The following is a 19,270-nucleotide window of genomic DNA, read 5'->3' as shown; positions in this document are numbered from 1 at the left end:
ATGGCGGCCCTCGGCCAGAACGTGATGAACCAGTTCATTCCGCTGGTGCCCCGCGTCTGGCGCAGGCGCATGAGCAGCCCGCTCTTTTCCGCCCGCGGCCCGGCGCTGGGCATGGTGAGCATTTATGAGAGCCTGCATCTGGACAGAAACGCCCCGGCGCATCTCTTCCTGCCCGTGAGCGGCGACATTTCCGCTCAGGGCGTGCTGGAAGGCCGTGTGCCTGCGGTGCTCTATTTCCCCGGCTGCGGCGGCAGTCTCTTCTATCGCCGCATTGCGCTGGCCTCCATTGCGCTCATGATGTACGCGGGCGTGCCCGTGGTGCTTCCGGGCAGGCACCTTTGCTGCGGCTATCCGCTGCTTGCCGCAGGCGGGGCCGAAAAGTACGAGGAAAACCTCGAACGCAACCGGCAGGTCATCGCCGCCACGCTGCAGGCTGCGGCCGAAGCCGGTTTCGACGTGAACATGCTCATCACGGCCTGCGGCTCCTGCCGCGATTCGCTCATGCGCCACGGCCTCACCGGCCTGAACGGCGACGTGCTGGCCCACAACGACATCGTGCAGCTTCTGGTGGACCGCCTGCCCCACGGCGTGGAAGTGAGCGATGAGCGTATCATCTACCATTCCTCCTGCCATCCGGCCTGGTCCGGGGTGAAGGCCACCAAGGACGGCGGCAAGGTGGCAAGGGCCCTTGAGCGCATCACCGGCGCATCCATACTCATCAATCCCGGCTGCTGCGGCGAATCCGGCACGGGCGCCTACACCTGCCCGGACATCTACAACACCCTGCGCGAGCGCAAGCGCGAACGCCTGCAGAGCGCTCTTGCCGGCTACAAGGCCGACGCGCCCATTCTCGTGGGCTGCCCTTCCTGCAAAATAGGCATCGCCCGCACGCTCATGACCATGGACATGAGCCATCCTGCGCGCGGCAAGGACAAGCCGAGGGAGGACAAGCCCGTCATCGACACGCACCGCCCGGTGCTGCACAATGCCGAATGGCTGGCCGAAACCCTGCTCGGCAAGAACTGGCTTTCCACCTTCAAGGCGCAGGCTTCGCGCACGGAAGGACATCCCGGCGTGCGCGTGGTGTGCATGGAAGAGAAAAAGCGCTGACGCATCCCTTGCGGTAAAAAAGCCCCGGCAGGCCTTTCGCCTTCCGGGGCTTTTTTTGCTGTCTCGGCAGAAGACGGCTGCGCGGAAAACGGCGGAATGCGCGGCGGTACTCTCCGGCCGGAGCAGGGAGGAGCGCTCCTTTCCGGGAAAAACGGCCTGTTATTGTCATTGACCTCTCATGAGGCCTCTTCCAGCATGGAACAAAACTGTGAGGAGGATGGTATGAGAGCATCATGGAAAAGCGCGGTGCTTCTTCTGCTGCTGTTGCTGGGGACCGTTCCCGGCCGGGCGGAAGCGGCAGGCGCGGCGGAGCCTTCGGGCGTGGCTTCCCTGAACGGCTATGTGTGGGAACGTTCGGCCCCTCAGTCCCGGCTGGATTTTCTTCTCGGGGTGGAATGCGCCCTGGCCATGGAATCGGCGCTGGCACAGGCTGCGCAGAACAAGGGGGAGAGCGTCACGCTTTCCCTGTTTGCCGACGGCTGGCAGGCGGCTCTCGGCAGCGTTACAAGGCCGGAGCTGGTGCGCCGCATCGACGCATTCTATGAAAAGAACCCCGATCAGAAAAACCGCCATGTCTTTGATGTGATATGGACGGAAATGGTCGTCCCCGGGCTGAAGGCGCGGCCCTGAAGCGGATGCACGGGCCCTCAGGTGCGCAGAAAATGCGTCCTTTGCAGGATGTACGGAACACAGACGCCCGGAGAGGGCGGAAGAAGGAGTTGGCATGAAGCGATATATGGCTGCGGGGGCGGCGCTTTTTCTCTGCGCCTCCCTGGTTGTTACTTCCACGGCCTGCACGAACATGAACAGAACCCAGCAGGGCGCGCTTTCCGGCGCAGGCGTGGGCGCTCTGGCCGGGGCGGGCATTTCGGCCATAGCCGGGGGGAGCGGCACCATGGGTGCGCTCATCGGCGGCGGCATAGGAGCGCTGGCGGGCGGCATCTACGGGCACGAACGGAGCCGCTAGCGTTTGCCCTTTGTGGCGGTGAAGCCGCGGCAGAGCCCTCTTCTTGCCGGGCGCCCTGTTTTATGCAACATTCTGCCCATGGAATACGAAGTTGATTTTTCCTTCGGCGTCGAGGCGCTGAACGGAGCGCGCAGGTGCGTTCTGCGCCGCTTTTCCCCGGAGGCAAAGGCCGTGCTGCTGCAGAGCAGCGCGTGTGCGCAGGACTGCCTGCTTCTCGGCGACGTGCGCCTGATCGTTCCCGGTTTTTCTCCCGCTCTTTCGGAAGAGGAGCGCGCGGCTCTCGGCCGTGCGGAAGAAACGGGCGATGAGGGCATTGCCGTGTTCTGCCACATGACCGTGCCCGATGAGGATCCCCTCGGCGCGGGCTTTGATCTTGCGCGCCTTGTGCTTGTGGATACGCGTACCGGCAGGGGACTCTGCGTTTCGCGCCCGCCGCGGCCTCTTGTGGCGCTCAGGGACGGCGTGTAGGCGAGCCCCTCGCGGGCAGGTGTCCGAATATTCCGTCATGAACAGAGCGGGTAGGGCTTCCGGTCCTCCCCGCTTTTTTCGTGCGGCCCCCCTGTGCGGGCAAAAGCGCACTTTTTGTGGAAAGTACGCTATCTTAGGGAAATATATGATGATTAAATATTAAAACATGGGTCGGAATCTGGCACGGTCGTTCCGTATGCTCCTTTTGCATGAAAGGAGACGATATGAGAGGAAGAAAGAGCGGGCCGGTGACGCCGAAGTCTGAGAGTGATGCGGAACTCAACTATGCCCGGCAGAAGGTCGCATCATGGCTTATGCGTGCGCTGGACATGCGCGTGGCCATGGATGAGGAGTTTTTCCGCTGTCTGTTCTGGGTTCTGGGGGAAAGGAAATCCGTGCTGCAGGAAGAGCTGCGTGCCCTCGATGCCATGAAGAGCAGCGCGGCCGTGCCTGCCGTCCGTGCGGAATCCATGCTGAAGGATGTGCTGCGTGCTCTTGATGCCATGAAGAACAGCGCGGGCGTGCCTGCCGCCCGTGCGGCTCTGCGGGAAACGCTGGAGAACGGGCAGATGCAGCATCTTTCTTCCGAATGCGAGGAACTCGTCAGAAATCACCGCTGTCTGGAAGAGGTGTTTTCCTCCCGGGTGAGAAGCGCCTGCCGGAATATCCTGGCGGAAGAGGTGGACGGGAGCGTGTATGCACGGGCCTCCGCAGGGCTTGAGCGCGTGTTCGGCATCGGGGAGGAGGCGCGGGCCATCTGTGAGTTCGTCTTCATCCTTCAGCATTTTTCCCCTGTGGAAAACTATTTTGAAGACAGCCTCAGGGTGTTTCACTTCTGCCGGCGCCGGCTCTTTGCCCACATGATGGGCGTTTCCCATGCCCGGCTGCACGTTGTCATGGAGGAACTTGAGCAGTTCGGCATTCTGTATGCTCCCTACAACGGGAGCTTCAGGATCGGCGATTCGGTACTTGTCTTCTGGGAGGCCGGGGAGGCGGAGCAGGACGCCTTCTTTCACCATCCGCTGGAAGGGGAAGGTCTGCCGATTCAGGACTTCTGCATTCCTGAGGCGGATGCCCGCCATGCCCTGAATCTTCTGCGGCGCAGGAGCGGAGAGGCCGTGCATATTCTGCTCTACGGCGCTTCCGGCACGGGCAAGACCAGCTTTGCCCTGGCTCTGGCGCGGGCCTGCGGGGTGAAGGCCTGGGCGGTGACCAGCCGTGAAGATGACGACGACAGCAACCGGCGCGCCTCGCTCACGGCATGTCTGCACCTCTCCGCCGGCCATGAGGGTTCCTTCGTGGTGGTGGATGAAGCCGAAAGGATGCTGGATACCAATCTTATCTTCGGCCGTCAGACCAAGGACAAGGCCTGGCTCAACAGTGTTCTGGAAAGGCCGGGGCAGCGCGTCATCTGGATCAGCAATGAGGTGGAGCACATTGATCCCGCCGTGCGGCGGCGTTTTTCCTTCAGCATTCATTTTGAATGCCTCAGCCGCAAAGACCGTGTGAGGGTCTGGCGGCAGGTCATGAAAAGGCACGGCCTTTCCCGCAGGTGCGATCAGGCGCGCATCACGGAGCTTGCCGCAAGGTACCCGGTGGAAGCGGCGGTGATTCAGGAGGCCGTGTCCCAGGCGCAGAGCCTGTACCGGTATCCGCAGGACTTTCATGCCGCGCTGGAACGCATTCTTCAGGCGCAGCTTAAGCTTCAGGCAGGCGGGAATTTCCGTCCCGCGCCGTTTTTCCCCGAGGAAAAGGAATTCATGCCGGAGTGCGTGTGCATGGAAGGCGATGTCACGGCCTTTCTGGAGCGCTGCCGCCGCGTGGATGCCGCCATGCGCCGGGGGAAGGAACTGCGCGCGGGCTGCGGCACCATGCTCTTCTACGGACCTCCCGGCACGGGCAAGACGGCGCTGGCCCGGTACATGGCGGATCATCTCGGCCGCGAATGCCTGTGCCGCCGCGCAAGCGACCTTATGAACGCCTTTGTGGGGGAGACGGAAAAGAGCATTGCCGGAGCCTTCCGCGAGGCGGAGCATTCCGGGGCGGTGCTCATCATCGACGAGGTGGACAGCTTCCTGTTCTCCCGCACCATGGCCCGTCATTCCTGGGAGGGCGCCATGGTCAACGAGTTCCTCACCTCCCTTGAGCAGTGCCGCTGCTTCTGCATCTGCACCACCAACCGCCGGGACAGGCTGGACGCGGCGGCCATGCGGCGTTTCACGCTCAAGGTGGCCTTCGGCTATGCCGGGAGCGCTCAGGAGCACACGCTGTATGCGGGAATGCTCGCCCCGCTGTGCAGGGAGGCCCTGCCGGAGGAACTCGGCCGGAAGCTTCTGGCCATGAAGCGCCTGACTCCCGGGGATTTCCACGCCGTGCGCACGCGCTACGATCCGCTTTTCACGGAACCGGGGAGTGTTTCCCACAAGGAACTGATAGAGGCCCTTGCCCGGGAAGCGGCGCTCAGGACGGAATCTTCCAGACACTGCGTGGGCTTTCTCCGCTAGGGGCCGTGTGCGCTTCTTCCGCCGCCTTGTCCGCCTTCCGTTTTTTTTCTACCCTCATGCGGAAGGTACGCCTCCGGGCAGGGCATACCGGAACACGGGGGGATGATGCCATGGGCAGAAAATGGAATCAGGACATGACGCCTGCGGAAAGGCTGCTTTCCGTGTACACGCTGCTTCTTTTCAGCGGCAGGGAAGTCAGTCTCTCGGAACTGGCCCGCAGGCTGGACTGTTCCAAGCAGACGGTGCGGAGAGTCATGGATCAGATGGAGGCCGCGCGCTTCGGCACGCTTCTGCGCGAGATGCACGGCCGCGAGGTGGCGTATCGTCTGGACAGGCCCCGGCATCTTCCCGGAGTCAGCCTTTCCCCGGAAGGGCTGCGTCAGCTTGCCCTGTGCCGGGCCTTCATGCTGCACCTTCTGCCGGAAAACATGCGCGACATGGTGGATGTCACGCTGCAGCATGCCGCGGCCTATCTGCCCGAAGGCGCATCATCGTGCGCCATGGAGGAGATGGGGCAGGCTCAGACCAAGGGCGTCATCGACTATTCTCCCTTTCAGGAAATCCTGCAGACGCTCATGGACGCCATACGCCTGAAGCAGGTATGCGAGGTGCGGTACCGTCCCAGCCTGAACGGCGAGGTGAAACGGCATTTTTTCGCTCCCATGAAGATTGTGGCCTATCATGAGGCCCTTTATGCGCGCGGCAGGCTGGTTTCGGAAAAGGGGCGGGCCGAGGCGCTTTTTCCCTCCTCCACCAGTCTTGCCGTGCACCGCATGACCGAAGTCCGCATGACGCGGAGAAGTTCCGCCCATATTCCCGATGCGCCGGACGAAGGGGAAGGCTGTTTCGGCCTGATGGGCGATGAGCCCTTCACCGTGCGCGTGCGCTTTGCTCCTTCGGCCGCCACCTATGCCGCCGAACGCAGCTGGAGCCGCGACCAGAGGCTGACATGGCACAGGGACGGCGGCGTCACCCTGACCATGACGGCCCGGAGCGCGGCGGAAGTCATTGCCTGGGTGATGAGCTTTGCGGAAACGGCGGAAATTCTCTCCCCCGCATGGCTCAGGGAGGAAGTGGCCGCGCGGGTGCGCGCCATGAGCGGGATGTACGAGCGCACTCCGAAGACGGCACGGAAAAAGCGGGAAGAGAAGGCGTAGGCCTCTTCCGGGAAAGCCGGTCTGCCCTCAGGGTACGGAAGCAGAGGACCTTCGGGGCGCTTTCAGCGGGACGCGGCCTTTTCTGCGTCCGCCGCCAGTTTTTCGTCAAGGGTGCGCAGCAGGGCGGCGAAGCACAGCGCATCGTTCTGCCGCTCCACGGGCTGAATGTCGCTCTGCACCTTGCCTTCAATGTTGAGGGGAACGGGATGTCCCTCTTCGTCGAGCTGCGTCATGTACGCAAGATCGTGAAGAAAGAGCTGGGTGGGGCCGTTTGTCCTGTTGCCGATGGACAGATTGCCGCCGTTGATGTCCCGGTGAACGAGCCTCCGTGCCCGGAGATGCTCCATGAGGTTCTCAAGCTGTCCGCGAAGCCACGTCGGGGCGGGTTCCTCGGCGGCCATGACCTCGCTCAGGGGGCGCAGATGGTGCAGAAAGGGCGTGATCAGCACTTCGCAGGGCAGACACTGAATGTAATAGAGCGGCCGGAGAACATACGGGCACTCCTGGGAAAGCAGCAGCCCTTTTTCATATTCGTTCTGCATGGCGCCGCCTTTTCCCGAATCCGTCTGCACGCGGGTCAGCGTGACCTTGATGAACACATCCTCGCCGTCCAGCTTTCCCCGGAGATAGAGATCTCCGCTGCATCCCACGGTGGAGATGCGCTCCAGAGAGGTCAGTGTTTTTCTTGTTCTTTCGGGAATGAGCTGATGAATGAAGGATTCCGTCAGAGTGTCAAGCATAAGACGCTCTCTGCGCACCTGCTGGGCAACATAAAAATAGTTGAATTTTGATGAGTATTTAATCTGGAATGTTTTTCCGAACAGGGTCAGAAAGCATTTACAGCAGTCCAGTGAGTTTTCATTTCTGATATGAAACAGAGTTCTGTTGTTCCTGTCATCTCCAACATAGCTTATGCTGAACATGGTTTACCCTGCATGTCTGTGTATATGGTTATGACGCTGAAGAGAATCAGGATTATTTTTTTTAAATACTGTTTTGTCAATATGTCTTCATGAAAAAGAGTCATGTATTTTTATTTATGTTGTTTGTATGAAATATATTGATACTATCGCAGGAATAGTAATCAACATAAATATGATATTAATTGCAGTATTAATCATGAAAAACGGATAGGTGATGCATGGATCATATATATTGAGAAAAAACGGCTGCACAAGCACTGTTGTGCACGGATGCATGTCATGTATGAGAATTTTTATGCACGGAATACATGTATTATGGGCATGGAACGTGATTTCCGCACAAGGGGAAGGCCATGCGTTTTTTCCGGGAAATCCTGCTTTTTCTCAGGTGCCGAAGTTCTTCTGAACTTCAGAATGTTTTAACATTTTATTAATATTTTTTTATTATTTTTATATCATATTTCAAAGGCGCGCGCATGTCGCAGCACAGGGAAAAAGAGCGTGTGCGCGGCCGGAAACAGCATGGATTTTTTGCGGGTACCGGCTGTTTTTTCAGAAGAAGTTGAGAAAAAGGGCGGAGGTACGGAACAGGTTCCGTTCATCCGCCCTGAAGGGGGGCGCGCAGGGGCGCGGAATGGGGCAGGGCACGGCGTTTCCCCAGAGGCCTGTCTCCCGGAAAAAGGGGGCAGGGGAAAGGGCCTGCCGCGCCCGGCAGGGAGGGGCGCTAATACAGCGGCACATGAAAATGCAGAAGTTCGGGCCTCTTGGCTATCCAGAACACCAGCACGCACATGATGAGTATGGCGTATTCCCCGAAGCTTCCGGTGCTGCATATTTTCAGGGAAAAGCGTTTTTTGCCGAAGGGCAGCAGGGGAACGCCGTGCGAGGTGCACATGTCGAGGAACACATGGGTGAGCGCGCCGAAGCCGAAGCCCCCCACCAGGGCGTCGGGCAGGGGACCGAGCTGTCCGGTGAGCGCCCATGCCCACAGCGCCAGCCACCAGCCGAACCAGTGCGAGGAGCGGCGGTGCACCTGATTGAATTTTCTCTGCTTGAAGCAGGCGCGGCTTGCGGCCCGCTGGTCGAGCATGTCGGGCACCACGGAACCGGCCCATGCGGCGGCAATGCCCGCAAGGGGGAAACCGGCGGAAAAGGCGGCCATGAGCGCCACGCTCTGATGGGTGATCCATTTCATGGGTTTCTTCTCCTGTCCAGATCTTCGGCGGCACGGCGGCGGTGCGCCTCTGCGGCGGTGTCGCAGGGCACCACGGTTTTTCCTATGGGAAAGAGGGCGAGCTGCGCGAGCTTGAGGTGCTGCCAGGCAAAGGGAATGCCCACGATGGAAAGGGCGAGTCCTGCGGCCGTGAGCACATGGCCGAGGGCTATCCACCACCCGGCAAGGAGAAACCAGAGCGTGTTGCCGATGATGCCCGGAGCCCCGGTGCCCATGTCGCCCCTGCCGTAGAGCACCTCGCGGGAGATGGCTTCGTAGCCGAAGGGCATGAAGGCAAAGCCCGCCATGACGAAGCAGGCCCGGCCGAAGGGCAGGCCTATGATGCTTATGCAGGCGAGCACCCCGCCCAGAAGCCAGAGCAGGGCCGTGAGCCATCCGCCGAAGATGACCCAGAGAATGTTTCCGATAACGCTCATGTTTTCCTCATATTTTCTTGCGCGCTCCGTCAGGGGCCGGAGCGGAAGGGGAGTATAGCGGCAGCTTCCTTCTCCCGCAAGCCCCGGCCGTGGGCGGGGAGGGCGGTCGGCGCGTTTTTTTTGCCTCCGGCGCCCGGCGCGGGTGCAGGAGGCGCGTTTTTCCGGGAGGGGCGGCGGTTGCAGAGCGTGCCTCTATGGCGTATGCTTGCACCCCGTCAGGATGCGGGGCGTTTCTGCGGCCCTTTTCGTTTTCCGGAACGTGCGTCCCTTTTTGAAAGGCACGTTTTTCCGGCGGCGCGGCCCTCCGCTCTGCATGTTCAACGTCAACCGCCATGCCTTCTCTGGAGAGATATTTCATGCAGCGTACCAGCATCAGCGAAGCTCTGGCTTCTGCCGGACCGCGCGCCGGCATCACCGTATGCGGCTGGGTGAGAACCCGCCGCGATTCCAAGGGATTTGCCTTTCTTGAACTCAACGACGGTTCCTGCCTGAAGAATCTTCAGTGCATCATCGACGAGGGCACGCAGGCCTGGAGCGCCCTTGAGGGCGTGAACACGGGCGCGGCGGTGAGCGTTCGCGGCGACCTTGTGGAATCTCCCGGCAAGGGGCAGAAGTGGGAGGTGCACGCGCAGGAAATGACGGTGTTCGGCCTGGCCGACCCGGCCGTGTTCCCCCTCCAGAAGAAGCGCCATTCCGACGAATTTCTGCGTACCATCGCGCACCTTCGCGCCCGCACCAACAAGTACGGCGCGGCCTTCCGCATCCGTTCCGAGGCGGCGCTTGCGGTGCACGACTATTTCCGTTCTCTCGGCTACTACTATGTGCACGCCCCCATCCTCACCGGTTCCGACTGCGAGGGCGCGGGCGAGATGTTCCGCGTGACCACGCTTCCGGTGGACGGCGGCCCGAAGCCGGAATCGGGCAACGTGTTTGAAAACGACTTCTTCGGCAAGCAGGCCAGCCTTACCGTGTCGGGCCAGCTTGAGGCCGAGGCCCTGGCCTGCGCGCTGGGCAAGGTGTACAACTTCGGCCCCACCTTCCGCGCCGAACATTCCTACACCCCGCGCCATGCCGCCGAGTTCTGGATGGTGGAACCCGAGGCCGCGTTCAACGACCTGTGGGACAACATGGAACTGGCCGAAGGGCTGATCCGCCATGTGGTGCGCCATACCGTGGAACACTGCGCCGACGACGTGGCCCTGTTCGACAAGTTCGTTTCTCCCGGCCTGCTGGACGGCCTGAAGGACATGATGGAAAAGAAGTACGCCCGCGTGAGCTACCGCGACGCGGTGAAGCTTCTGCAGGAAAGCGGAAAGAAGTTTGAATACCCCGTGTCCTTCGGCACCGATCTGCAGACGGAGCATGAACGCTTCCTTGCCGAGGAGTATTTCCGCGCTCCCGTGACGGTGTACGACTACCCCAAGGACATCAAGGCCTTCTACATGCGCATGAACGACGACGGCGAAACCGTGGCCGCCATGGATCTTCTCGTGCCCCGCATCGGCGAGCTGGTGGGCGGCAGTCAGAGAGAGGAGCGGCTCGACCGCCTTGTGGGCCGCATCCATGAACTGGGCCAGAAGGAAGAGGATTACTGGTGGTACCTCGACCTGCGCCGCTTCGGCAGCGTGCCCCATTCCGGCTTCGGCATGGGCTTTGAACGCATGATCATGCTGCTCACGGGTATTTCCAATATCCGCGACGTGCTTCCCTTCCCCCGCACCACGGGTTCTCTGGAGTTCTGATGCGCGCCATGACCGAACGCCGCAGGGCGAAGATAGAAAGGGTGCTTTCCCATCGTCAGAAGGGCCTGACCCTCGTCATGGACAACGTGTGGGACCCGCACAACGTGTCGGCCATATACCGCAGCTGCGACGCCTTCGGGGTGCCGGAGGTGCATCTGTATTATTCGCGCTGCGCCTTCCCGCAGCTGAGCCGCAAAACCTCGGCTTCGGCCTTCAAGTGGGTGGACACCGTGCGCCATGCCAGCAAGGAAGAGCTCATGGAATGCCTGCGCGGCCAGAACATGCAGATACTTGCCACCAGCTGTTCCCCCGCGTCGAAGCCCCTCACCGAGTACGATTTCACGCGGCCCACGGCCATCATCATGGGCAACGAGCACTCCGGGGTTTCCCCGGAACTGGTGCCCATGGTGGACGGGGAGGTGTACATCCCCATGTACGGCATGGTGCAGAGCTTCAACGTGTCCGTGGCTTCCGCGCTCATGCTGGCCGAAGCCTCGCGCCAGCGTTCCCTTGCGGGCATGTATGAGCGCAGGCTCTGGAGCGACGAGGAATACGGGCAGCGCCTGAACGCATGGCTGGACAAGGCCTGAGCCGTCGGGCCGGAGTGCGGAAAAGGCCGCGTTTTTTCGCGACGGCCGGTGCTCCGGGCCGGAACGGACGACCTTGAGACGCTTCGGGTGCCGTATCTTGTTCAAAAGGCCCCCGTTTCGTGAGAAACGGGGGTTTTTTTGTTCCGGCGCAAGGTTTTTCGCCTCTTTCCCCGCACAAGGCCATTGCCAAGAATGCCTGTGCAGGCTACACTATGTTCGTTTTGTGACGAATGCCTCTGCGGAGTTTTCATGTTGTTCGACGATCTGCGCGCCCTGCTCGGCCGCGCAAGGAATATCGCCATCGTAGGCGCCAAGGACAAGCCCGGTTCTCCTGTGGACCATGTGGGGCGCTACCTTCTCAATGCCGGTTTCAACGTCATGCCCGTACACCCCGTACGCAGGCAGGCATGGGGCATTCCCACGGTGCACAACATCAGGGAACTCCCCGAAAGAGGCTTTCAGCCCGACATCATCTGTCTTTTCCGGGCGGCGCAGTACTGCCCCGAACACGCTCGCGAAACCCTTTCCCTGCCGCGCCTTCCCCTCATCTTCTGGATGCAGGAGGGCATACGCAGCCCCGAGGCGGGCATGCTCATGGCGCAGGCCGGGGTGAAGGTGGTGGAAGACCGCTGCCTTCAGACGGTGCACGCCGCGCTTTTCGACGAATCCTCCCCCGCTTTTTCCTGCCGCATGTGCGGCAAGTGCTGTGAAGGCCGCGGCGGCATTGTGGTCGGCCCCCGCGACCTGCCCCGCCTGTGCGCCCATTTCGGCCTTCCGGCCGAAGAGGTGCTCGCGCGCTATACCGAAAATCTGGGCGGCAAGCCCACGCTCAAATGCGGCGACGACGGCTTCTGCCTCTTTTTCCGGGCGGGCAGGGGCTGCGCCATCCATCCCGCACGGCCTGCGGTATGCCGCGCATGGCCGTTTTTCCGGGGCAATCTGGTGGATGAGGTGAGCTTTGCCATGGCAAGGGAAGACTGCCCCGGCATTCTGCGCGAGGTCTCCCATGCCGATTTCGCCCGCGAGGGCTACCGCTATCTGAAGGACTACAGGCTTCTGGCCGACGATATTCTGCACGAAGGCCGCGCCCTTGTGGTGAAGGAAGAGGAACTGCCCCGGAACGGGGGCTGATATTTCCCTCCCGCACGGTGGGAGGGGCCGCTACGGCGGCAGACTGGGGTAGGCCGCGCCTGGCGCGGCATGAGGTTGTTAACCATGGGAGCGGGCGTCGCTGTGATGCCTGCGCTCCGCGTGTATGCCGGGAGCATCCACGCAGGAAGCCCGCCGGGAAGGAACCCCGGGGGCGTTCACGCGCGAAAGCGCCAGAGGATTCTGATGAATATTCTGATTTTTGGCCCCAACGGCAGCGGCAAGGGTACCCAGGGTGCTCTTCTCATGGAAAAGTACGGCATTCAGCACATCGAATCCGGCGCCGTTTTCCGTCAGCACATTGGAAATGGCACGGAACTGGGCAAAAAGGCCAAAGCCTACATTGATAAGGGCGAGCTTGTTCCCGATGACATCACCATCCCCATGGTGCTGGACATTCTGGAGGCGCAGGGCGACAAGGGCTGGCTGCTGGACGGTTTCCCCCGCAACATGGAGCAGGCCCGCAAGCTGGAAGACGCGCTGGAAAAGGAAGGACTCAAGCTCGACTATGTGGTGGAAATCCTTCTGCCCCGCAACATCGCCCGTGACCGCATCATGGGCCGCCGCCTCTGCGTGAACAACAACAATCATCCCAACAACATCTACATCGACGCCATCAAGCCCAACGGCAATGTCTGCCGCGTGTGCGGCGGCGCGCTGAAGACCCGTCCCGACGATCAGGACGAGGCCGCCATCAACAAGCGCCACGACATCTACTACGACGACAAGAACGGCACCCTGGCCGCGGCCTACTATTTCAAGGATCTGGCCGCCAAGGGCGTGACCCGCTACATCGAGCTGGACGGCCGCGGCACCATCGACGCCATCCGCGAAGATCTGCTCTCCAAGCTGAAGTAAGCGTTTCCTTTCAGGGAAGCCATAAGGCCCCGGTTCCGCCGAAAGCGGTTCCGGGGCCTTTTCGTATGCAGGAGAGAGGGCATTGCGCATGCCGGAGGCGCCGGCGAAGAGACGGGCGGGCGGCCTGCGGCTCCCGTCATTTCCGGTGGAGAGGCTTCCTGGTCAGACCCGGGGCTTTACTTTTCCCGGCCGTCCAGACGGGCTATGGAGCTGCAGTCGTCCCTGTCGTAGGCCGAGGCCTGACGGTAGAGATCATAGGCCAGGCGGGAAAGGGGCAGGGAAAGTTCCGGATGCTTCCGGGCGCTCTGCAGGGCAATGCCCATGTCCTTGCGCAGCAGGGCCAGGGTGAAGGTGGGCGTGTAGTTTTCCTCCACCATCTTGAAGAAGTTCCTGTCGAACTGGGTGGAGCCGCCCGCGCTCTTCTTCACCACTTCCGCAAGTTCTTCCATGTTCAGGCCCATGGCCGAGGCGAAGCGGTAGAATTCGCCCACGGCGGCGAGGTTCACCGCGCCGAGAAGGTTGGTCATGGCCTTGATGAGCTTGCCGTTGCCCACGTTGCCGAGCTGGAACACCTTTTCGGCCATGGCGGCGAACACCGGTTCCGCACGCTGAAAATATTCCGCCTTTCCTGCGCCCATGATGGTCAGGGTGCCGTCGATGGCCTTGGGCAGCGCGCCGGTGATGGGCGCGTCGATGACGCCCACGTTTCTGTCGGCATAGAAGGCTTCCACCTCCTGCACCACTTCCGGCGAGCAGGAGGTCATTTCTATGATGATGCTGCCGGGACGGACGGCGTTCTTCATGGCTTCGTTGAGGTAGATGTCGCGCACGGAATCATCGTCGGGCACGACGCTGATGATGAATTCCGCCTTTTCCATCATGCCTTCCAGCGTGTGGTGAATGACGCCGCCGTGCCGCTCCACTTCCCGGGGGCCTTCCATGATGCCGTTGAAGGGCATGACGTGGAGCGTGTGCCCTGCTTTGAGCAGGTTGAGGGCCATGGGAAGGCCCATGGTGCCGAGGCCGAAGAATGCGATGTCCGCCATAGATGCTTTCTCCCTGAGTCATGCGGAATGTCAGATCATTTCCGCCACCAGCAATATTCGTGCCAGAGAATGGGCTTGATTTTATTACACAAAAAAATCTGCCATGTATCATAAGAAAACATGGGAAAAAGATACATGTTTCTTTTGCATACACAAGCTTTTTGCGGAAGGCACGAAAAAGGCCCCTCCTTGAAGGGGCCTTTTTCGTTCAGATCAGGGCCTTTCGGGCGATCAGCGGGCAGCCTGCGCGCTCAGGGGCGCATGGCGTTCGGATCTGCAGAAATGCAGGAACAGGGCAAGGCAGGCGAGGGAAACGACCATGCCCGCGATGGTGGAGGTTTCCATGGAAAGGCTGAAGCCTATGGGGGCATAGCAGATGTAGGCCGTGCACACCGTGGTCATGAACAGCGCAGGAACGGTGGTGATCCAGTGCAGACGGCCGTGACGGGCGAGCCACACGGAGAAGGCCCACAGGCTCACGCAGGACATGGTCTGGTTGGCCCAGCCGAAATAACGCCAGATGATGGGGAAATCGAGCAGGGTGAGGGCCACGCCTCCGGCAAAGAGCGGAAGAGCGGTGAGCACGCGCCGGTACACGTTTTTCTGGTCGATGTGGAAGCGGTCGGCCAGCATGGAGCGTGCGGCGCGGAAGGCCGTGTCGCCGGTGCTTATGGGCAGAAGCACCACGCCGAGCAGGGCGAAGAGACCGCCCACCGGGCCGAGCAGGGTGGTGGCTATCTGTTCCACCACCAGCGTGGGCGCGCCCTTGGGACCCATGGCCGCGGAAAGGGAGGCCGCGTCGGGGTAGAAGGAAAGGGCCAGCGTCGCCCAGATGAGGCCGAGCACGCCTTCGGTGATCATGGCGCCGTAGAACACGCGGCGGCCCTGCTTTTCACTGGTCATGCAGCGGGCGCGCAGAGGCGACTGCGTGGCATGGAAGCCGCTGATGGCGCCGCAGGCGATGGTGATGAACAGGAGCGGCCACACCGGGAGCTTGCCGGGATGCACGTTGGTGAAGAAGTCGGTGTTCGGCAGTATCTCGTAGCCCTGGGTGAAGAGGGCGATGATCAGGCCGAAGGCCATGAATATGAGCAGCACGCCCACCACCGGATAAAAGCGGCTGACGATGCGGTCAAAGGGAATGATGGTGGCAACGAAATAATAGGCAAAGATGATGACGCTCCAGGCCAGCGTGGGCGCGGAGGGGAACAGGTCGGTAAGGAAATGGGGGAAGATGCCGGCAAGCAGGGCCGCAGGAGCCAGCACGAAGGTGGCACCCACCATCACCATGAAAAGAATGGTGAAGCATTCCATGAAGGCGCGGGCGCCCCGGCCAAGGTTGCGGCCGATGATCTCGGGGTAGCTTATGCCGTCTTCTCTGATGGAAATCATACCGGCGATGTAATCGTGCACCGCTCCGGCGAAAATGGAGCCGAAGACCACCCAAAGCAGGGCTACGGGGCCGTAGAGCGCACCCAGAATGGTGCCGATCACGGGGCCGAGGCCGGCAATGTTGATCATCTGGCTCATATAGAGCTTCCAGAGGGGCATGGGTTCAAAGTCCACACCGTCCCTTCTGGTCATGACGGGAGTTTCGCGGGAGCCGTCTGCTCCGAAGACATGTTCCACAAAAGCGCCGTACAGCGCATAACCGGCCACAAGCAGCGCGCAGCAGCCGAAGAAATAAAGGGTGCCAAACATAACAGATCCGGCCGTAGCCGGCCCTCCATGCCCTCTCCAATAAGGGCGGTTTTCGCGATCGGGCGGGTGAAGATTGCCCCTTCCGGGGCAGCGGGCTCGTATTCTGCGAGGCCGCTTCTACCTGAGAGCGGAACGCCGGTGAAATGCCCTTCCCTCGTTGTTGCTGCCGCGCGGCCTGGAAGATGGCATGTTCTGTATGGCGTGCTTCGCCCTCGTGTCCGTGCGAGTGGAGTTTTCATCTGCTCCGCTCTGGTCCTGATATGTGGAGTTTTCCTCTGCTCCACGTCTGTCCTGCATTCCGGAACCGCAATTCTCCTCGGCGGGACAGGGAATGCACATTGCTCCTGCCCGGGGGGATTTGTCAACACTTTATTTTGATACTTTTTTGTGCCGGAATCAGCATGATGCTGCATGGCCGCCCCTTCCGGGGGCGGAAAGAAGCGTTCTTCGCCCATGAAGGGCGGAAGATGCTGCGGTGTTTTTTTGTGCCGGAAGGCGGAGGCGGAGAGCCTCTGCAGCGCGTTTGCAAAGAACGTGCAGCGTGCCCCGGAAGGCGGGCGGAAAAAAGCTGCGGCCGCGGGCTGCCTTTTTCATCTTATTGAGATGATTTATCTTTTTTTATGCTTTTCCGAAGGGGGGAGAAGGTGAGGCCTCACGCATCTTCTGCCGGGAGATGCAGGCCGGGAGCGCCCCTTTTTCCGCAGCGGGCGGGCAGGATACGGCGGCGGGAGAAAGGGGCGCGGCAGAGCCTTGTGCCGCAGCTTTCTCCGGGCCGGAAGGGCGGAAAAAGCATTGACAGAAGGCCTGAGTAATGAGATTCTTTTCACATGCGCCCTTCTTTCAGGGGGCGATTTTCCGCCCTCGGCGAAGCGCTGAGGAGGCGGACAATTCCGGATTCAAGGAGAACATCATGAAATACGATCTGGTCATCCATGTGAACGCCAATAACGCCGAAATCTTCAAGCTGGCCTTCAGCCAGGCCGCCAACTACAAGAAGGAAGCCATGCTCAAGCGCCACAAGATTTCCGCCCTGGATATCGCGACCAAGGCCGGTTTCACGGCCCTGAGCGAGGTGGAAACCTTCAAGCTCATCATGGTGGTCAACGGCCCTGCCGTGCAGCAGCTCGTCAAGGAAAATACGGAGCTTCTGGGCAAGGCTCAGGAAGCCGTGGCCAACGGCCTGAAGATCCATGTGGGCCAGTGCGCCATGGATTCCTATAAGCTCGACAAGAGCATGATCTGGTCCTGCGTGGAAGTGGTGCCTTCCGCCACGCTGGATCTGGTGCAGCTGCAGAATTCGGGCTTTGCCTACATGAAGGTGTAGTTCTCACGCATTGAACTGAGGGCGGAAGGGCTGCGGCCCCTCCGCCCTTTTTTTGTGCCTTATGCGAAAAAAACGCCTCCTCCGGGGAAGCGGCGTTTTTTCTACGGTGTGAATCAGGCTCAGGCGATGGAGGAGCCGCCGGGAGCGTCGGCGGTGAGCAGGGAGAGCCCGCCCTCGAATTCAGCGGTGAGGATCATGCCCTGGGATTCCACGCCGCGCAGCTTGCGGGGCGGGAGGTTGGCCACAACCACCACATTTCTGCCCACCAGCTCTTCAGGCTTGAAGTGGGCGGCGATGCCGGACACGATCTGCCGGGGCTTTTCTTCGCCGAGGTCCACCTCGAAGCAGAGCAGCTTGTCGGCATTGGGGTGCTGACGGGCGGACAGAATGTGGCCCACGCGCAGATCGAGCTTCTGGAAGTCGGCAAATTCAATGGGGGCCTTGGCTTCGGCCTTGGGCTCTTCCTTCGGGGCTTCCTTGGGCGCAGCCTTCTTTTCCTTCCTGGGCTTGGCCGGAGCTTCTTTCTTTTCCATTTCCAGGCGGGGGAAGAGGTTGGAGGAGGAGGCGATTTCCATGCCGGTGCGCAGGTGCATGCGGTAGCGCAGAACGTCGTTCAACGCGTCTTCGGAAAGGGGCGGCTGCGGGCGTCCGAGCTGGGCCTGCATGGCGGTGGAGGCGCCGGGCATGACGGGCCAGAGCAGGTAGGCCACCTTGTACATGTTCTCCAGCAGCGTGCGGATGACGGTGCCGAGGCGTTCGGTTTCGCCGTTTTTGGCCAGCGTCCAGGGGGCCTGCTCGTCCACATACTTGTTCATGGCGCGGATGGGGGCCCAGAGCGCGTCCAGAGCCTGGGAGAAGCGCAGTTCGCCGAAGAGCTGCACATAGTTTGCCGCGCCGTTGTCCGTGGCTTCGGAAAGCACGTCGTCGGCCTCAAGCTGTTCCCCGAGGGCCGGGATTTTGCCGCCGAAGTATTTGGCGTTCATGGAAAGCACGCGGCTGAACAGGTTGCCGAGGTCGTTGGCGAGGTCGGCGTTGACGCGGGTGATGATGGCTTCCGGGGAATAGGAGGCGTCGGAACCGAAGTTCATCTCACGCAGCAGGAAATAGCGGAAGGCGTCCAGGCCGAAGTGTTCGGCGGCCTTGAGCGGATCCACCACGTTGCCCAGGGACTTGGACATCTTGGTGTCCTTCACCAGCCAGTAGCCGTGCACGTTGAGGTGCCTGTAGAGCGGAAGACCCGCGGCCATGAGCATGGTGGGCCAGAAGATGCCGTGGGGCTTCAGAATATCCTTGGCCACCAGGTGTTCGCCGGGCCAGAAGGTTCTGTAGGCGCCGGATTCGTCGTTTTCGTTTTCCGGCCAGCCGAGGGCCGTGATGTAGTTGGCCAGGGCGTCGAACCACACATAGCTCACATAGTCCTTGTCGAAGGGCAGTTCGATGCCCCAGGTGAGGCGGGACTTGGGGCGGGAGATGCACAGATCTTCCAGCACGCCGCCTTCGAGCATGGCGAGGGCTTCGTTGCGGTAGCGTTCGGGACGGATGAAGTCGGGGTGATCGAGGATGTACTGCCTGAGGGCATCCTGATACTTGGACATCTTGAAGAAGTAGTTCTTCTCGCTGATGTATTCCGGCTTGGTCTGATGCTGGGGGCAGAGGCCGTTTTCCAGTTCCTTTTCCGTATAGAAGCGTTCGCAGCCGTAGCAGTAGTGACCGCCGTATTCGCCGAAGTAGATGTCGCCCTTGTCGTACAGGCGCTGCAGAAGCACCTGCACGGCCTTCTTGTGGTCCGGATCGGTGGTGCGGATGAAGCCGTCGTTCTCAATGCCGAGCTTGGGCCACAGGTTGCGGAAAATGCTGGAAATGTCGTCCACGAAGGCCTGGGGAGACACGCCGGCGGCGGTGGCCGCCTTCACGATTTTGTCGCCGTGTTCGTCGGTGCCGGTCTGCATGCGGGCGTTTTCCCCGAGCATGCGGTGGAAGCGCTTGAGCGTGTCGGCCACAATGGTGGAATACGCATGCCCCAGATGGGGACGCGCGTTGACATAGTAAATGGGCGTGGTGATGTAGTAGCTTTTCACGGG

General features: G+C 61.0%; 17 protein-coding genes and 1 pseudogene. 12 read left to right on the top strand and 6 right to left on the bottom strand.

All coding sequences use genetic code 11. The annotated features are described in order from the left end of the window. The 6 genes from Q0K07_RS07015 to Q0K07_RS06990 form a co-directional block, all read left to right on the top strand. On the top strand, window positions 1-1,110 hold a 1,110-nt coding region (locus Q0K07_RS07015), incomplete at its 5' end, for a (Fe-S)-binding protein (protein ID WP_294558005.1). Window positions 1,111-1,332: 222 nt separating this feature from the next. Then, a complete protein-coding gene (locus tag Q0K07_RS07010) occupies window positions 1,333-1,740 on the top strand; it encodes a hypothetical protein (RefSeq protein WP_294558004.1) in 408 nt (135 codons plus the stop codon). Between the two features lie 94 nt (window positions 1,741-1,834). Beyond that, window positions 1,835-2,077 (top strand): YMGG-like glycine zipper-containing protein, encoded by a 243-nt coding sequence (locus tag Q0K07_RS07005; RefSeq protein ID WP_294558003.1) that lies wholly within the window; start codon window positions 1,835-1,837, stop codon window positions 2,075-2,077. Between the two features lie 78 nt (window positions 2,078-2,155). Next, complete coding sequence (locus tag Q0K07_RS07000; RefSeq protein WP_294558002.1) at window positions 2,156-2,545, top strand: hypothetical protein; 390 nt, start codon at window positions 2,156-2,158, stop codon at window positions 2,543-2,545. A 224-nt stretch (window positions 2,546-2,769) separates the two neighbouring features. Then, the gene (locus tag Q0K07_RS06995; protein ID WP_294558001.1) at window positions 2,770-5,049 is read left to right on the top strand and encodes an AAA family ATPase; all 2,280 of its coding nucleotides are present in this window, start codon (window positions 2,770-2,772) and stop codon (window positions 5,047-5,049) included. A 110-nt stretch (window positions 5,050-5,159) separates the two neighbouring features. Next, entirely contained in the window at window positions 5,160-6,206 is a 1,047-nt protein-coding gene (locus Q0K07_RS06990) for a WYL domain-containing protein (RefSeq protein WP_294558000.1), read from the top strand. A 62-nt stretch (window positions 6,207-6,268) separates the two neighbouring features. Here the strand turns inward: Q0K07_RS06990 and Q0K07_RS06985 are convergent, their stop codons facing one another. The 3 genes from Q0K07_RS06985 to Q0K07_RS06975 all read right to left on the bottom strand — a co-directional run bounded on the left by Q0K07_RS06985 (window position 6,269) and on the right by Q0K07_RS06975 (window position 8,779). Further along, complete coding sequence (locus Q0K07_RS06985; RefSeq protein ID WP_294557999.1) at window positions 6,269-6,946, bottom strand: hypothetical protein; 678 nt, start codon at window positions 6,944-6,946, stop codon at window positions 6,269-6,271. Between the two features lie 907 nt (window positions 6,947-7,853). Then, window positions 7,854-8,324, bottom strand: coding sequence for a metal-dependent hydrolase (locus tag Q0K07_RS06980; protein ID WP_294557998.1), 471 nt, complete (start codon window positions 8,322-8,324; stop codon window positions 7,854-7,856). Next, window positions 8,321-8,779, bottom strand: coding sequence for a YccF domain-containing protein (locus tag Q0K07_RS06975; RefSeq protein ID WP_294557997.1), 459 nt, complete (start codon window positions 8,777-8,779; stop codon window positions 8,321-8,323). The genes Q0K07_RS06980 and Q0K07_RS06975 overlap by 4 nt, the downstream gene beginning before the upstream one ends. A 356-nt stretch (window positions 8,780-9,135) precedes the next feature. On the opposite strand from Q0K07_RS06975, the gene asnS reads away from it, so the two are divergent. The 5 genes and pseudogenes from asnS (at window position 9,136) to Q0K07_RS06950 (ending at window position 13,118) form a co-directional block, all read left to right on the top strand. Then, window positions 9,136-10,521, top strand: a complete 1,386-nt coding sequence (gene asnS / locus Q0K07_RS06970; protein ID WP_294557996.1) for an asparagine--tRNA ligase — start codon at window positions 9,136-9,138, stop codon at window positions 10,519-10,521. Beyond that, on the top strand, window positions 10,518-11,111 hold the full coding sequence (locus Q0K07_RS06965) for a TrmH family RNA methyltransferase (protein WP_294558007.1): 594 nt from the start codon (window positions 10,518-10,520) through the stop codon (window positions 11,109-11,111). Before asnS ends, Q0K07_RS06965 begins: the two co-directional genes overlap by 4 nt. 249 nt (window positions 11,112-11,360) lie before the next feature. Further along, window positions 11,361-11,747: pseudogene (locus tag Q0K07_RS06960) on the top strand (CoA-binding protein); the annotation flags it as partial. A 54-nt stretch (window positions 11,748-11,801) separates the two neighbouring features. Beyond that, window positions 11,802-12,242 carry a YkgJ family cysteine cluster protein gene (locus tag Q0K07_RS06955; RefSeq protein WP_294558006.1) on the top strand — a complete coding sequence of 147 codons (441 nt, stop codon included), beginning with the start codon at window positions 11,802-11,804 and terminating at the stop codon, window positions 12,240-12,242. A 204-nt stretch (window positions 12,243-12,446) separates the two neighbouring features. Beyond that, the gene (locus Q0K07_RS06950; protein WP_294557994.1) at window positions 12,447-13,118 is read left to right on the top strand and encodes an adenylate kinase; all 672 of its coding nucleotides are present in this window, start codon (window positions 12,447-12,449) and stop codon (window positions 13,116-13,118) included. A 176-nt stretch (window positions 13,119-13,294) separates the two neighbouring features. Here Q0K07_RS06950 and Q0K07_RS06945 read toward each other — a convergent pair whose 3' ends face one another. Both Q0K07_RS06945 and Q0K07_RS06940 read right to left on the bottom strand, forming a co-directional pair. Next, window positions 13,295-14,164 carry an NAD(P)-dependent oxidoreductase gene (locus Q0K07_RS06945; protein ID WP_294557993.1) on the bottom strand — a complete coding sequence of 290 codons (870 nt, stop codon included), beginning with the start codon at window positions 14,162-14,164 and terminating at the stop codon, window positions 13,295-13,297. A 231-nt stretch (window positions 14,165-14,395) separates the two neighbouring features. Beyond that, on the bottom strand, window positions 14,396-15,865 hold the full coding sequence (locus Q0K07_RS06940; protein WP_294557991.1) for a carbon starvation protein A: 1,470 nt from the start codon (window positions 15,863-15,865) through the stop codon (window positions 14,396-14,398). Window positions 15,866-16,775: 910 nt separating this feature from the next. On the opposite strand from Q0K07_RS06940, the gene Q0K07_RS06935 reads away from it, so the two are divergent. Continuing rightward, window positions 16,776-17,189, top strand: a complete 414-nt coding sequence (locus Q0K07_RS06935; protein ID WP_294557989.1) for a DsrE family protein — start codon at window positions 16,776-16,778, stop codon at window positions 17,187-17,189. Between the two features lie 119 nt (window positions 17,190-17,308). Here the strand turns inward: Q0K07_RS06935 and metG are convergent, their stop codons facing one another. Beyond that, window positions 17,309-19,267, bottom strand: a complete 1,959-nt coding sequence (metG, locus tag Q0K07_RS06930; protein ID WP_294557988.1) for a methionine--tRNA ligase — start codon at window positions 19,265-19,267, stop codon at window positions 17,309-17,311. Window positions 19,268-19,270: the final 3 nt, after the last annotated feature.

Origin of the sequence: uncultured Mailhella sp., from assembly GCF_944324615.1 — a bacterium.
GTDB lineage: Bacteria > Desulfobacterota > Desulfovibrionia > Desulfovibrionales > Desulfovibrionaceae > Mailhella.
Note: the sequence above shows the minus strand (reverse complement) of the source record. Positions and strands in the feature narration are given on the sequence as shown.